This is a genomic window from Ignavibacteriales bacterium, from assembly GCA_015709675.1.
Taxonomy (GTDB): Bacteria; Bacteroidota; Ignavibacteria; order Ignavibacteriales; family Ignavibacteriaceae; genus H2-BAC3.
In genome coordinates this window covers 447629-463658 of record CP054182.1, presented here as the reverse complement: position 1 = coordinate 463658, position 16030 = coordinate 447629, and the positions used below count along the sequence as shown (strand labels likewise).

The following is a 16030-nucleotide window of genomic DNA, read 5'->3' as shown; positions in this document are numbered from 1 at the left end:
CGGCAAATCCGGGGGATGAATTATTGATACGGCGGTATGAAAGACATTACCTCTCTGTTCCTGACCGCAACGGGCCAGGGAACGGGGGGAATTAAACCACTCATCCGGAGGGGTCCCATGGCTGCACTAACGGCTAAAATTCTCCGATATTTGTTGGCGTCCCTCTTTTGTAGTTACAGGGGGTTTTTCTATTTTGCCCGGATAAATATCAGATCAATTCAGAGGATACTAATGAAGAAAATCACCAAAAAAGCGGAAAATCAGAGCCATGAGAGCATCGATTCGGTCATGGAAGAGCACCGCGTTTTTGCTCCCCCGCCGGAGTTTTCAAAGCAGGCGCATGTAAAATCCATCGAGCAGTACAAAAAAATGTACAAAGAGTCGCTGCTGAACCCCGAGAAATTCTGGGGCGAGGTTGCCGATCAGCTTCACTGGTTTAAGCACTGGAGCAAGGTGAAGCAGTGGAAAGCCCCCGACGCAAAGTGGTTTGTGGGTGCCAAAACCAACATCGCTTATAACTGTGTTGACCGGCATCTTACCTCCTGGCGCCGGAACAAGGCAGCCATTATCTGGGAAGGTGAGCCGGGGGAAACCCGCATCCTTACCTATCAGGTGCTGCACAGGGAAGTATCCAAATTTGCCAATGTGCTCAAAAAGATGGGCATCAAAAAAGGAGACCGGGTGGCCATATATATGGGCATGGTTCCGGAGCTGGCCATAGCGGTGCTTGCCTGCGCGCGGCTCGGTGCGGTGCACACGGTGGTCTTCGGAGGATTCTCTGCCGAGGCGCTTAAAGACAGGATTAACGATGCACAGGCGAAGCTTGTTGTAACCTCTGATGCAGCAATACGCCGCGGTTCCATTGTTCCCCTTAAGCCCGCAGTAGATAAAGCGCTGGAGCATACCCCCACCGTGCAGAATGTGATTGTATACAAACGTGTTGCTGATCATACAGTAGCCATGAGCGCCGGACGCGATCACTGGTGGCATGAAATTATGCAGTCTGTTAATGACCAGTGCCCCGCTGAAGAGCTTGATTCGGAACATCCTCTGTTTATCCTCTATACCTCAGGCACTACCGGCAAGCCGAAAGGAATTATGCACACCACCGGCGGATATATGGTGAATACCTATCTAACCACACGTCTGGTGTTTGACCTGAAGGATGAGGATATATACTGGTGCACGGCTGATGTGGGCTGGATAACAGGACACTCCTATGTGATTTACGGCCCGATGCTCAACGGTGCTACTACCCTGATGTATGAAGGCGCGCCCAATCATCCTGAACCGGACCGTTTCTGGCGCATTATTGATAAATACCGAGTTAATATATTTTATACCGCCCCGACCGCAATCCGTGCATTCATCCGCTGGGGTGAACAGTGGGTGCTTAAGCATGATCTCTCATCGCTGCGCCTGCTTGGTACCGTTGGTGAGCCGATTAATCCGGAAGCCTGGATGTGGTATCATAAGATTGTGGGCAAACAGAACTGCCCGATTGTGGATACCTGGTGGCAGACCGAAACCGGCGCCATTATGATTTCACCGCTGCCCGGCGCAACTCAAACCAAACCCGGAAGCTGCACCTTCCCCATGCCGGGAGTGATGCCTGAGGTGGTGGATAAATCCGGCAAACCCGTTCCTCCCGGAAGCGGCGGTTATCTTATCATAAAAGATACCTGGCCTTCCATGCTCAGGACTATATACGGCGATAAACCGCGGTTCAAAAAGCAATACTGGTCTGAGTATAAGGGCTTCTACTTCACCGGTGACGGCGCGCGGCGGGATAAAGACGGCTACTTCTGGGTAATGGGGCGTGTTGATGACGTGATTAACGTTTCCGGCCACCGTCTTGGTACCGCTGAAATTGAGAGTGCATTAGTGAGTCATCATGATGTGGCAGAAGCTGCCGTGGTTGCTCGTCCGGATGAAATTAAAGGAAGCGCTATCGTGGCATTTGTTTCTCTTGAAGGAGGCAAGGTGCCCTCACTGCTGCTGAAGGAAGAGCTGCGAAATCATGTTGCAAGTGAAATTGGTCACATTGCAAAACCGGATGAGATACGTTTCTCTGATGCTCTGCCAAAGACACGGAGCGGAAAGATTATGCGGCGTCTGCTGCGTGAGATAGCTACCAGCGGAAACATTGTGGGAGATACCTCCACGCTGGAGGATTTTTCCGTGCTCGAAAAGCTTAGAGATGAGGATTAATACACCATACTAAATTTGTAACGACACGCCGCGGCGTGTCGCTACGAAGTCTGGAAAATTTCTAGATCAGAATTGATATATAAAGCAAAACAAGCCCCGGTTACGGGGCTTTTTTGTTTGGTTAAAATTGTGCGGGGTTTGTTTGCATGGAAATTAAATGAATGCGGCAGCGTATGGCCGAAAAACAAATGGGTCACCCGCGCTGCGGGTTCGTGTGATTTAATTTTGTGATATGTTTCTATTATTAGGACACCCGCTCCGCGGGTTTTAATGAATGCGCGCAGCGTATGACCGAAAAAAAATGGGTCACCCGCGCTGCGGGTTCAGGTAATTTTATTTTGTAATGTGTTTCTATTAATGGGACACCCGCTCCGCGGGTTTGCATGAATGCGCATAGCGAATGATCAATTAATAAACGGGACATCCAGGATACGGGTTTGCATGAATGCGAGTAGCGCATGACCAATTAATAGGATATGATGAAACCCCAACCCCTTTGAATGCGCGCAGCGTTGACCGAAGAACAAATGGGTCACCCGCGCTGCGGGTTCGTGTAATTTTATTTTGTAATGTGTTTCTATTAATGGGACACCCGCTCCGCGGGTTTTATTGAATACACGTAGCGTATGACGGATTAATAAAGGGGACACCCAAGATGTGGGTTTTAATGAATGCGCATAGCGAATGATCAATTAATAAACGAGACATCCAGGATGCGGGTTTTATTGAATGCGCGTAGTGTTTGACCGAAAACAAATGGGTCACCCGCGCTGCGGGTTCAGGTAATTTTATTTTGTGATGTGTATCTATTAATGGGACACCCGCTCCGCGGGTTTAATTGAATGCGCGCAGCGTATGACCGAAGAACAAATAGGTCACCCGCGCTGCGGGTTCGTGTAATTTTATTTTGTGATGTGTTTCTATTAATGGGACACCCGCTCCGCGGGTTTTAATGAATGCGCGTAGCGTATGACCAATTAATAGGATGTGATGAAACCCCAACCGCTTTGAATGCGCGCAGCGTTTGACCGAAAATAAATGGGTCACCCGCGCTGCGGGTTCGTGTGATTTTATTTTGTGATGTGTTTCTATTAATAGGACACCCGCTCCGCGGGTTTTATTGAATGCGCGCAGCGTATGACCGAAAAATAAATGGGTCACCCGCGCTGCCGGTTCAGGTAATTTTATTTTGTAATGTGTTTCTATTAATGGGTTACCCGCTACGCAGGTTTTACTGAATGCGCGTAGCGTATGACCAATTAATAGGATATAATGAAACCCCAACCCCTTTGAATGCGCGCAGCGTATGACCGAAAAACAAATGGGTCACCCGCGTTGCGGGTTCAGGTAATTTTATTTGTGATATGTTTCTATTAATGGGACACCCGCTCCGCGGGTTTGCATGAATGTGCGCAGCGTATGACCAATTAATAAAAGGGACACCCAAGATGCGGGTTTGCATAAATGCGCGTTGCGCATGACTAATTAATAGGATATGATGAAACCCCAACCCCTTTGAATGCGCGTAGCGTATGACCGAAAAACAAATGGGTCACCCGCGCTGCGGGTTCAGGTAATTTTATTTTGTGATGTATTTCTATTAATGGGACACCCGCTCCGCGGGTTTGCATGAATGCGCGCAGCGCTGACCGAAAAACAAATGGGTCACCCGCGCTGCGGGTTCAGGTAATTTTATTTTGTGATATGTTTCTATTAATGGGACACCCGCTCCGCGGGTTTTAATGAATGCGCATAGCAAATGATAAATTAATAAACGGGACATCCAGGATGCGGGTTTTAATGAATGCGGCAGCGTATGACCGAAAAACAAATGGGTCACCCGCGCTGCGGGTTCAGGTAATTTTATTTTGTGATATGTTTCTATTAATAGGACACCCGCTCCGCGGGTTTGCATGAATGCGCGCAGCGTATGACCGAAAAACAAATGGGTCACCCGCGATGCGGGTTCAGGTAATTTTATTTTGTGATGTGTTTCTATTAATGGAACACCCGCTCCGCGGGTTTGCATGAATGCGCGCAGCGTATGACCGAAAAACAAATGGGTCACCCGCGCTGCGGGTTCTAGTGATTTTATTTTGTGATATGTTTCTATTAATGGGACACCCGCTACGCGGGTTTGCATGAATGCGCGCAGCGTATGACCGAAAAACAAATGGGTCACCCGCGCTGCGGGTTCGTGTGATTTTATTTTGTGATGTGTTTCTATTAATGGGACACCCGCTCCGCGGGTTTTAATGAATGCGCATAGCGTTTGACCGAAAAATAAATGGGTCACCCGCGCTGCGGGTTCTGGGATATCATTTTGTGATGCCTTTCTATTAACGGGTTACCCGCTACGCGGGTTCATTAAATATGCGAAACATATGACCGGATAATAGAAAACGATCCAAACCCCAACCCCATTGAATGCACGGAGCGTATGACCGGATCACCAAACACTAAGAACTACGAACCAAGAACCAAGAACCAAGAACCAAAAACTAAGCACCAAGCACCAAGCACCCCAAACTCACCCTTTGTCCAGCGTTATCTTCATATAAAGTATATATATATCAAACAACAGGGTAACCGTGTTTGCGGCTATGATGGGGTAGGAGTTTATTATAATCCCGTAGGTCAGCCAGAGTACCACGCCGGTGGTAAGCAGCAGAAACATTCCCAGGGAGATATCTTTTGTATGTCTTGTTTTATACACCTTTACCGCCTGAGGGAGAAATGCAATAGTGGTGCAGAAGGCGGCGGCGTATCCTATCAGTTCAGTCAATCTATTTTTCCTTATTCCGGTTCAGAATTGCGTATTTTTGAAGTGTAAATGTAATCATTAAAGAGAGAACAGAGACAGAATATGAGCGAACCGCTGGATTTTTGCCGGGTTAAAAAAATTGACGAAAAGGGGTTCGGGTTTCTTAAAAGTCTTAATTACCCGGGCGATATCTTCTTCCATTTTTCCCAGATTCGCAAGGAGGATTTCAGGGAAAAACTCAACCACATGAAGCGGGGGGATTTTATCATCTACTTTATCTCAAAACTTCAGCCCAACGGAAAACGGAAGGCTGATAAGATATGGTATCTGCTTTCAGATGTGCCCGCGGAACTGATTCCCGGATTTGCAGAGAGGATTATCGGTGAATTCAGCATGGGTACCATTAATCTTTATGACCTGCTCTATGCGTTTGATGAACTAAAAAAGGGGAGTCACCTGAGCCGGGAGCAGATTGATGCCGTCTTAAGCTCTCAGAAAGTAAAAAATCTCCCCACTACCATACTTCCGTATATATCCAGAGATGAATATCAGCGCTTTCTGGAGATTCTGGATATTAAAGCGCTGGAGGGCAAAGAACCGAAGCCGTTCTGGTATGAAGACGTTTTGAAGCATGAATTCTGAGGTATGAAGTATGAACCCGGGGAAAATTAACAGTGTCCTTGATTTTTTTTGTCGCTGCTCCCCTTTAAGACCTTAAAATCACCTAAACACTTAGCGCATAGAAGCTAAGGTGCAGAGTGAGGATTATGAGTGCAATGTAACGTAAGAAAAGCGCAAAGTTCTCCGGCGGATTAAATAGCTGCAATCATTTCCGGCGGTTTCCCGTCTTTACGACTCTGGCCAAAGACGTAAAGTATTTAAAGAAAAATTCTTATTTTCCCCTATCTAAAATTTACAAAAATCACTCGCCTGTGCCGCTGAAGAAGCAGAACATACAATGGTTTCCCCTGACAGTATTTTTTGGCCTGTCTGTGCTGATTATTGTGTCCGAAGTTCTGTTCTATAATTATAATAAATCGGCCATCAAACAGGACCGGTATAATGAAATTTCGGCAATCACCTCGTTAAAAAAACAGCAGATAGAAAAATGGCTGAGTGAACGGTGGTCAGATGCCTTCTTTTTTTACTATAATCCCGCGTTTCACAGGGATGCAGCACGTCTTGGCAATAATCCCGGCTCGGCCTCAGCGCGTCAGGTAGTAGAAGCGTGGCTGTATCCTCTTTACAAAAATCATCCGTACCGCAGTATCAGTCTCTGGGATGAACGGGATAATCTTCTTTGTATGGTAGGTGACAGTGCGAGTCAGTCTCTTCTTGCGGAGCGGATTACGAGTATCGCGAAACCTGATACGATATATTTCTCAGATCTCTATTTGTCAGGCGAAACAATAGCCATGGATCTGATTGCTACAGTAAGAGCATACGGAGAAACAAGGCGCCTGAAGCTCTATTTCCATGTGGACCCTCACAAAGAACTCTTCCCGCTTATACAAACCTGGCCCACTCCAAGTAAAACAGCTGAAACCCTGCTTCTCGCAAGCGAAGGGGATAGTGTTCTCTATCTGAATGAGCTCAGGCACCGGAAAAATACGGCGCTCCGGTTTAAGCTGCCCGGGGCTGACCAATATACAGCCGCATACATGGTTTCGGAACAAGCTACCGGTATTGCCGAAGGAAGGGACTACCGTAAAATAGATGCGCTGCTTAATGTGGTTAAACTTTCACATAAGAACTGGTATCTGGTAAGCAAAGTAGATCTTGATGAAATTTACAGCGCCATTGATCAGAGTGTTTTTCTGATTTTCGGATTTACCATACTGTTCATCAGTATTGCGGGTGTAAGTGTATATACATTTATCAGCCGCACCACCATAAAGCAGTACCGGGAACTGCTGATAAAAGAACAGGAGCGGGCTCAGGCGGTTCAGCGCTATGAAACGCTGACGCGGTTCGCAAATGATGCAATACTTATTGCCGATGAAAAGGCAGATATTCAGGAAGTAAATATTAAAACGCAGGAACTGTTCGGATACACACATGAGGAACTGCTTACAAAAAACCTGCGTGAGTTGAGAACCGCTCAGTATGCATCCCAGGTTGAAGATCATCAGCGCAGAGCCGGGCTTGAAGGGGGAGTTAGAACCCTGGTTGATTATATCCGTAAGGATGGTACTGTCTGGACAGGGGATGTAAGCTCCAAAACAATTGAAAGCGGAGGGAAAAAGTACTTTTTTGGCATCATTCGCGATATAACGCAAACGTTAGCTGACCGCAGACGGATAGAAAAACTGAACCGGTTTAATATTCTGCTCAATGAAATTAATGAGCTGATAATCAGGATTGAAAACGAAGATGAGCTCCTGAAAAAAACATGTGCAACGGCCGTAAAACATGGCGGCTTTGTTCTGGTCTGGATTGGCATTAAAACAAAACTGGGCACCATCACTCCTCTGGCAAGCGCGGGGGAAGCGGAGCAGTTTCTGGCGGGTCTTACTCTTCAAACCGATGATAACTCAGCAGGGCAGAGCCCGGCAATACGGGCATTAGCCACGGGGCAAATGGTGTATATAAATAATCTTCCTGAGGATCCTTCGGTTATGCAGTGGAGAGAGCGGATTGAAGCAGCAGGTATAGGAGCGGCCGCGGCTATCCCGCTTGACCTTCATCGTGAAGAGCCCGCGTTTATTTCCTTCTCCGCACGTGAAAAAGACTTCTTTTATGACGAAGAGCTGCAGCTTCTTGAGAGGATTGCTTTAAATATATCATTTGCCGTGGAAAAAATTCACAGCATCCGGATGAGAGAGAAGGCGGAAAAAGAGAGCCAGATTCGCAAGAAAAACTATGAGTCGGTTGCCGCGAACATTCCCGGCACTGATGTTTATCTTTTTGACCTTGAGCTTGTGATACAGCTGGCTGACGGAGCGGAGATGAAAAAACTGGGTCTTGGCAGCGAGATATATACCGGCAAACGGATTGACCGGCTGCTCTCGTTTAATGGTAACGGGCTTTCCGCCGGTTTCTTCAGCAGAGTCCTGCAGGGGGAAGAATTGAAAGAAGAGATTCGCATTCAGCAATACATTTATTCGGTAAGCGGAATACCCTTAAAAAATGAAGACGGTTCGCTGCGCGGGGGTATTGCGCTGATAACCGACATAACAGAATCGAAGCGTAAGGAAGAAGCGGTCAGGGCAAGTGAAGAAAAGCACAGAAACCTGATTAACCAGATGCCTGATGCCGTGATGCAGATTAACGGAGAAGGCATTATCACCTATGCAAGCCCTGCTGCGCTTGAACTTTTCGTAATGACGGAAGAAAACTACTGGACAATTTCGCTGGCTTCACTCATCACCGGCAGCAATGAACAGGAGCAGGAAGTTATTCGCGGAAAAGTGTTAAGCGGAACTCCCGTTAAAGGTGAGGAACGTTTTAAGAAATTAAACGGGGAGGAGTTTTATGCGGAATTTTCGGCACAGCTCACATCTTCAGGTGAAATACAGATAGTGATGCGGGATATAACCGAACGCAGAAAAAACGAGCAGCTGATATGGCAAAGAACCCAACAATTACAGGCCTTGTTTAACACGGGAAGGTTTTATATGGGAATAGTTGAACTGCGAGGTCGGGAAGCATTTGTTCTTATGCTTAATGATGCGTTCACGCGTCTTGCAGGATTTGAACCGGGCTCTCTTAATGGTCAGTCAACACGCCTTCTGACTGACAGTGAAGAAGAATACAATGGGTGGATAGATCTATTTGAACAATGCAGAAAGACCAGTCAGCCGGTTAGTCTTGATGCTCCATTTTTTAAAGCGGGAAAGGATTTTTATCTTCATGCATCAATCAGCCAGATTGAATATCCCGGGGAGTATGATACCTTTTCTTTCATATCATTTAATATATCAGACCGGATGCGTTATGAACGTCAACTGCTTGAGAAACAGGATGAACTTCATAAACTTGCAGTGCATCTGCAGAGCACCCGCGAAAATGAACGTATTGGCATAGCGCGGGAAATGCACGATGAACTTGGGCAGCTTCTTACCGCCATTAAAATGAACATTGCGTATCTGACAAGAGAGTTTAAAAAAGGAAAGTATGGCGAAGTGCAGGATGAAGTGGCAACTGAACTTGAAGTCATCTCTTCAACGGTTGACAGGAGCGTAAAAGGAGTGCGCCGGCTTATTACACAGCTGAGACCGGAGATTCTTGATAATCTTGGGCTCTATGCGGCTTTAGAGTGGCTGGCTGATGACTTCAGGCAAAAAACCGGAAAACCTGCTGTGTTTATAAACAGCACAGAAAGTCCTGAACTCAGTAAAGATGTATCGCTTGCGCTGTTCAGGATAGTGCAGGAATGCCTTACCAACGTGATTAAACATGCAGAGGCTAACAGCGTAAGCATAACCTTTACACGCCGGCAGGAATGGTTTGAACTGAAGATAATCGATGATGGCAAAGGATTCACCCCGCAGGGAAGAAATGCGGGAATGCAGTTCGGGCTTATGGGGATAGAAGAACGGATGTATATATTCGGGGGTGAAGTTACCGTGCAAAGCGGACCAGGCCGGGGAACCGCAGTCCTGGTACGTTTTCCGGAAAAGACGGATTCAGATAACAGAACAGCAGGCAGCAATTACCGGGAATAACCATGATACAAGTATATATAGCAGACGATCATCAGCTGATACGTGAAGGTTTAAAGAAGGTATTAAAAGGTGAGAGCGGGATCAGTGTGGCCGGAGATACCGGAAATCCTGACGAAATTCTTCCTTTTCTGGACAGTCACGATACCGATGTGGTTGTACTCGACCTTAACTTCCCTTCGAGGAGCGGTCTGGAAATACTAAAGGATATTAAGAGCATACATCCCGAAGTTGCAGTTCTTATACTTTCCATGCATCCGGAAGAGCATTATGCAGTCCGCGCGCTTAAAGCCGGAGCTTCCGGTTACCTGACCAAGGAAAGCGATCCGGAGGAACTGCTTGCTGCCATCAGAAAAGCCGGGGCGGGGGGGAAATATATAAGTCAGCCCCTGGCCGAAAAACTTGCCTTTGATCTTGATCTTACGCTTGGCAAAGTAAGCCATCAGATGCTCTCTGACCGGGAGTTTGAAGTAATGATACTCATGGCTAAGGGTAAACCGCAGAATGAAATAGCGTCTGATCTGAACCTGAGCCCGAGCACGGTGAATACCTACCGTGCCAGAATTCTTGAAAAAATGGGATTTAAGTCAAATGCCGAACTGGTTCAGTACGCGGTTAAAAACAAACTGATCGAATAGTATACCTGCACTTCAGCTGTCAATAAGATCCCTGATATCGTATTGTCTTATTAGAATTTTCACTTTCAGCCGCTTGTAAAGAAGATTCTCAACGCTGGTCAGAACAGAACTAACATAATCCACCGCAGGCCGAGTGCATAATTTTAACCACAATTTTCTCCTGATTTCTAACAATTCAACCCTGATTACATTACTTGTCGTTTAAATACTACAACAAAATAACATCAGGTGCGACATATTAAGGATTCCGCTCCCGCCAAATTACAGTCTGAATATAAAATATTATGAATACAAAAGCTGTTTTTATCGTTGACGATTCCCCGGAGATTATAGGCCAGTTAATACGGCTGCTTGAACGGGAGCAGTTTTCCGTGGCCGGAGTTGCCGGTGACGTGAAATCAGCTAAAGAATGGCTGAGCCTAAACAGCGCAGGATGTATAATTCTGGATATAGGACTGCCGGACGGAAGCGGTTTTGATTTACTGGAGTGGTATGAGGGGAAAAAACAGGATACCACACTCATTGTTTTCACCAATTACTATTCTGAAATGATCCGTGAAAAGTCTCTCCTGCTGGGTGCGGACTACGTCTTTGATAAATCCGATGATGTAACAGGGCTTCTTTCCATTCTCGAAAAACACACCTCAGGTCATACCAGGTAGCATTTACGCTACACGTTCCTGTTACAAAAATACGATACGCATATCATAAATTCCCCTCTGCCAGGTCATTGCAGTCTAAGATAATTTTGCTGTGTAAAATTTTAATAACACGGCAATGCAAAATATACTTCTTTTTGAGAACAACACCGAACTAAACAGCAGAATCAGAACGCAGCTTACTGAAAGCGGCAGTGTATTCCGTATCACGGGAGCAAATACTACTGAGGAGCTTATATCGGTGCTTACCTCCGGAAGGATTGATGCAGCGATCATAGATTTTGATGAACTGGGGTCGCTCTTTAAAATGCGTCCGTATATATTAAGGCACATCTCCGGAAAGGCACGGATGTTTTTTCTCAGTTCGGAGGTTTCTCCCATGATGACCTTAAACTTCAGCATACTCAGATTTATGGTTTTTCATAAAAAGTACGAACTTAAAACTCTGGTGGAAAAGGTTGCTGAAGGGGAAGTGCTGGATAATTAACAGCGGTGAACACATTTAAAGAAGAACGGAGCTCTGATGAGCACGAATAGAATTGAAACAAAAAACTTATTCAGATTAATAGCTGTAGCCGCAACTCTGCTTGGCATAGTAGCGGCAGCGCTGTTTTTTTATCAGAAAGAACAGATACAAAACACCCAGAAACGGGAGCTTAAAGTAATAGCTGATTATAAAGCGAATGAAATTATTAACTGGCGGAACAATTATTATCGTGCGGCGGATGAAATTTTTTATGATGACAAAGTCCGTCAGTTTGCTGAAAACTATACTGGTAAAGGAAAATCAGACGAGCAGGAACTTGCTATGTTCAGAGAATATCTGGCAGTCATTAGCAGCAGATACAGTTTTTCAGGGATTCACATCTGCTCCAGGGGAGGTAAAGAAATACTCCCTTCCTACGGAACGGATTCAAAACCAGATGATTTGATAAATGCTATTTGTAAAGAAGGGGACTCAGTTTTAGCGCCTTTCATATCTGATTTTCATAAAGATGAAAACGGGCATATACATCTCACGCTGGTTGTTCCATTCTTCAAATATTCCGGAAAACAAAAAACACCATATCTGTTTTTCTTCGGCCGCATCAATCCGGATAAAGAACTCTATCCTGTGCTGGACTCTTGGCCATACGAAAGTCTTACGTCAGAGAGCACGCTCTCTCTGGTGGAAAGGGATTCTATTGTGTACCTTAATGAGCTGCGGCACCGGAAGAATTCAGCACTCTCACTAAAGATATCCACGCATGACAGCAGTTATGTGGCCGTTAAAGCTTTTGCTCAAGCGGACAGGATTGTAGAAGGATTGGATTACCGGGGGGAAAAGGTAATAAGTTACCTGAAAAGAATTCCGGACACCGACTGGGCGCTTACCGTAAAAACAGATAAAGCAGAGCTTATGCGTCCGGTAATTTATAGTGTCTTCTTTATATCGGGATATGCCTTACTCTTTTTCGGTGTCATTATATTTGGGTTTGACGTGTTCTACAGAAAAGAGAAAAAGAAGATGTATCTGCATCTTTATGAAGAAGAACTCAGACGAAACGCATTGCTCAGACAATATGATTACATTCTGCAGAATTCGGGAGACATAATTTTCCTTGTGGATGAATCGGGAAAAATTACTGAAGCTAATCAGAAAGCTCTTAAAGAGTACGGATATACCCTCGAGGAATTAGCAGGCAAACCAGCTGAAATTATCCGTGGTAATGATGAGGGTGTTTCCGTGCAGGAGGTGATTGCTTTGCTGCATAAAACCGGTGAAATAACTTTTGAAACTCTTCACAAAAAGAAGGATGGTGAAGTATTTCCGGTTGAAGTAAGCGCGAAACTGCTTCAAATTGACGGAGCTTATTTTTATCAGAGTATTGTTCGTGATATATCTGAGCGGAAAGAACACGAGAAGAAAATAAGGCGTCTGAATCGTCTTTACTCAATGCTCAGCGCTTCGAATAAAGCAATTGTTAGAAAATCAAACGCGGATGATCTTTTTTCAGAAATCATCCGGGTTGCCGTGCAGATTGGAAAATTTAAGGGAGTATGGATCGGAAGAACAGCAGGCAATCAGACTACAGAAACTATTAAAGAAGTGGGCTTCAGCAACGGCTGCGCATCATTAACAGAAATACTTCTGCTTAAGCAAAGTGAAAAGTTTAACGCGGGATTTTCAGACGGAAGTGTTTTTTACTGTAATGATATAACCGGCGCGGATTTTCTTTCGCCTGAAGAGTCAGCAAAAATGCACATTGGCTCCTTCGCGGCTATGCAGCTCAGCGTAAAACGGGGAACCCCGCTCTATGTTCTTCTGATCTCGGAAAAAAAGGATTTCTTTGGTGAGGATGACCGCTATCTTCTTGATGAAATGGCCGAAGATCTTTCGTTCGGTCTGAAATTCTTTGATATGGAAGAATCGTTCCGCATGACCGATGCACGACTGAGGGCAGTTGTTGAGGAGTCACCCGCTGGCATTTTTATACTTGATCCGGCAGGCAGAATGACTTACAGCAATAAACTGATGCATCAGATTACCGGCGTACAGGAGGACTCACTGGAAAATTATTCCTGGATGGGAATACTTCAACAGAAGGATAAGCGGCAAATGCTCATGAAATGGACAGAAGCAATACATGAGGAAAAATCCTTCGCCGCGGAAGGAAGTCTTATCAGACAGGATGGGACAGAAATATTCTGGCGGTGCAAAACTTCACCGATCTATTCAGGGGGAGAGATAATAGGACACGCTGGTGTGCTTATTGATGAAACGGAGATTGCCGCGAAGCAGACGGAGATAAACCGGCTATTTGCAGCGGTGAGTCAGACTTCTTCAAGCATTTTAATAACGGCGCTTGACGGCTCTATTGAATATGTGAATCCAGCTTTCGAGAGCATGACTGGTTACAAAGCAGAAGAGGTATTGGGGCGGAATCCGCGAATTCTGCAGTCCGGACTTACACCGCGTGAAACATATACTCAGTTGTTTCAACATTTAATTAATGGAGACTCCTGGAGAGGGGAATTTGTAAACAGAAGAAAATGCGGTGATATATACTACGAAACAGCAACAATATCTCCTGTCCGAAATAGTCGAGGGCAGACGGTTAACTACCTTGCGATCAAAGATGACATAACACAGATGCGGGAGTACCAGAAGACTATTGAGAACCAGGTGCGATTGTTCATCAACGTTCTGGAACTACTTCCTGTTGGTGTATGGATTATGGATGAGAAGGGTACGATAGTCAGCGGCAATGAAGCCGCTATGAAGATCTGGGGTGGTGCGCGTTACGTTGGGATAGATAAATTCGCCGAATATAAAGGAAGATGGTACAAAACCGGAAAAGAAATTCAGCCGGATGAGTGGGCTGCTGCCCGGGCCATAAGAAACAGGGAAACTTCGATAAACGAGGAGATTGAGATTGACTGCTTTGACGGAACAAAAAAGATTATTTACAATTCATCGGTGCCCATCATTAACGCACAGAATGAATTGACCGGTGCCATTATCGTCAATGAGGATATAACGGCAATAAAGAGGACGGAAAAAGAACTGACGGAAGCAAAAGACCGGGCAGAAGAGATGAACCGGCTGAAATCAAGTTTTCTTGCCAACATGAGTCATGAATTGCGGACTCCCATGATTGGCGTACTGGGATATTCTGAAATTATCTATGACGGCGGCTTCAATGAAGAGGTTACCGAATATGGAAAACTGATTCATAAAAGCGGCAAGAGGCTTCTTGATACACTCAATCTGATTCTGGATATGTCGCGTCTTGAAGCAGGGAAGCTTGATATTAAAAAAGAAACTGTTGATCTGGTTAAAATCACATCCGAAGCCGTGGAAAATTTTGCCGGAATAGCCGAGCGGAACGGTTTATATATCAATTTTGAACCGGAATACCATTATCTTAAAATCATCTCGGATGAAAGACTGCTGAACAGCATCGTGAATAATCTTATTAATAACGCGGTGAAATATACTCATACCGGCGGAGTCACGGTGCGAATTTCTGCCATTGAAGAAACAGAGCCGGGTAAAAAGATGATCAGAATAAGCGTGGAAGATACCGGAATAGGAATAGCACCTGAAAATCATGAAATGATCTTTGATGAATTCCGTCAGGTGTCAGAAGGTACCGACCGCGGATATGAGGGTACCGGACTCGGGCTGTCAATTACCAGGAAGTTTGTTGAAAAACTTGGCGGCGCAATCAGTCTGAAAAGTGAACAGGGGCGGGGCTCCGTATTTCATGTTTTCCTCCCCGCTGATGTTACCGATGAGCTGAAAAATGAAGACGCACATATTGTACTGGCTGATGAAGAAAAAATACATACAGCGGCAAGAAAAAGAATTCTGCTGGTTGAAAATGATGAACTGAATGCTACAATCATTCAGAAGTTTTTATACGGAAAATATATAACCGATCATGTATGGGACGGAGAATCTGCCATTGAGAAAAGCAGAGAGCAGCAGTATGAGGCGGTTCTGATGGATATAAATCTGGGTAAAGGAGTTGACGGACTTGCCGCGGCCAGGGGAATCAGGAGCGGCAGTCTTAACAATACTACTCCCGTAATCGCGATGACCGCTTATGCAATGCAGCATGACCGCAGTTATTTTCTGAACGGCGGCTGTACTCATTATATGGCAAAGCCTTTCCGGCAGATCGAACTTCTTCAGTTACTTGAAGAGATATTTACCGGCGGTGCGTGAATGATTAAGTGATGAAATGATTGATTGCTGATAAGCACCGCTGATAATAAAACTCACATGTTAGCCCTAACCTCTGTGAAGAAAAGAACCACCCCGCGCTTTAACCCGGCGCGGGGCTTTTTATTTAATGAATAATGCGTAATGAAAAATGAAGAATGAAGAATGAAAAATGAAGGATGAAAAAAATCTTCTGACATAAAGTCCATGCTGTCCTTAAAGTCGTTAATATCCTTGTACCCGCAAATGGCCCGCGGATTTTAAACGGATGCTAAAGCAGCGGCGAGTATAATTCATCAGCTTCCCGCAGCCCCGGCCAAGGTTCTCAATGGGCTGTGCACACCCTCTTTTCTCTCCGAAAAATTCCTGTTTACTGTTCATCC

At 45.3% G+C, this 16030-nt stretch carries 9 protein-coding genes; 7 read left to right on the top strand and 2 right to left on the bottom strand.

What is annotated here, in order from left to right; genetic code table 11:
• The first annotated feature begins 231 nt into the window (after nt 1-231).
• Entirely contained in the window at nt 232-2211 is a 1980-nt protein-coding gene (gene acs, locus HRU80_01570) for an acetate--CoA ligase (protein ID QOJ27622.1), read from the top strand.
• Between the two features lie 1600 nt (nt 2212-3811).
• Here the strand turns inward: acs and HRU80_01565 are convergent.
• Together HRU80_01565 and HRU80_01560 are read right to left on the bottom strand one after the other, a co-directional pair.
• Nucleotides 3812-4507 carry a hypothetical protein gene (locus tag HRU80_01565; protein ID QOJ27621.1) on the bottom strand — a complete coding sequence of 232 codons (696 nt, stop codon included), beginning with the start codon at nt 4505-4507 and terminating at the stop codon, nt 3812-3814.
• Between the two features lie 234 nt (nt 4508-4741).
• On the bottom strand, nt 4742-4996 hold the full coding sequence (locus tag HRU80_01560; protein QOJ27620.1) for a SemiSWEET transporter: 255 nt from the start codon (nt 4994-4996) through the stop codon (nt 4742-4744).
• An 81-nt stretch (nt 4997-5077) separates the two neighbouring features.
• Between HRU80_01560 and HRU80_01555 the strand changes: the two genes are divergently transcribed.
• The 6 genes from HRU80_01555 to HRU80_01530 all read left to right on the top strand — a co-directional run bounded on the left by HRU80_01555 (nt 5078) and on the right by HRU80_01530 (nt 15650).
• Nucleotides 5078-5617 carry a cold shock domain-containing protein gene (locus tag HRU80_01555; GenBank protein QOJ27619.1) on the top strand — a complete coding sequence of 180 codons (540 nt, stop codon included), beginning with the start codon at nt 5078-5080 and terminating at the stop codon, nt 5615-5617.
• A gap of 362 nt (nt 5618-5979) precedes the next feature.
• Complete coding sequence (locus HRU80_01550; protein ID QOJ27618.1) at nt 5980-9642, top strand: PAS domain S-box protein; 3663 nt, start codon at nt 5980-5982, stop codon at nt 9640-9642.
• 2 nt (nt 9643-9644) lie between these two features.
• Entirely contained in the window at nt 9645-10277 is a 633-nt protein-coding gene (locus tag HRU80_01545) for a response regulator transcription factor (GenBank protein QOJ27617.1), read from the top strand.
• 284 nt (nt 10278-10561) lie between these two features.
• Entirely contained in the window at nt 10562-10939 is a 378-nt protein-coding gene (locus tag HRU80_01540; protein ID QOJ27616.1) for a response regulator, read from the top strand.
• A 115-nt stretch (nt 10940-11054) separates the two neighbouring features.
• Nucleotides 11055-11423, top strand: a complete 369-nt coding sequence (locus tag HRU80_01535; GenBank protein QOJ27615.1) for a hypothetical protein — start codon at nt 11055-11057, stop codon at nt 11421-11423.
• A 36-nt stretch (nt 11424-11459) separates the two neighbouring features.
• Complete coding sequence (locus tag HRU80_01530; GenBank protein QOJ27614.1) at nt 11460-15650, top strand: PAS domain S-box protein; 4191 nt, start codon at nt 11460-11462, stop codon at nt 15648-15650.
• The last annotated feature ends 380 nt before the right edge of the window (nt 15651-16030 follow it).

What these genes read in the sequence shown, in the direction of transcription:
- acs (QOJ27622.1), top strand. Translation starts at nt 232, where the DNA reads ATGAAGAAAATCACCAAAAAAGCGGAAAATCAGAGCCATGAGAGCATC.
- HRU80_01540 (QOJ27616.1), top strand. Translation starts at nt 10,562, where the DNA reads ATGAATACAAAAGCTGTTTTTATCGTTGACGATTCCCCGGAGATTATA.
- HRU80_01545 (QOJ27617.1), top strand. Translation starts at nt 9,645, where the DNA reads ATGATACAAGTATATATAGCAGACGATCATCAGCTGATACGTGAAGGT.
- HRU80_01535 (QOJ27615.1), top strand. Translation starts at nt 11,055, where the DNA reads ATGCAAAATATACTTCTTTTTGAGAACAACACCGAACTAAACAGCAGA.
- HRU80_01555 (QOJ27619.1), top strand. Translation starts at nt 5,078, where the DNA reads ATGAGCGAACCGCTGGATTTTTGCCGGGTTAAAAAAATTGACGAAAAG.
- HRU80_01530 (QOJ27614.1), top strand. Translation starts at nt 11,460, where the DNA reads ATGAGCACGAATAGAATTGAAACAAAAAACTTATTCAGATTAATAGCT.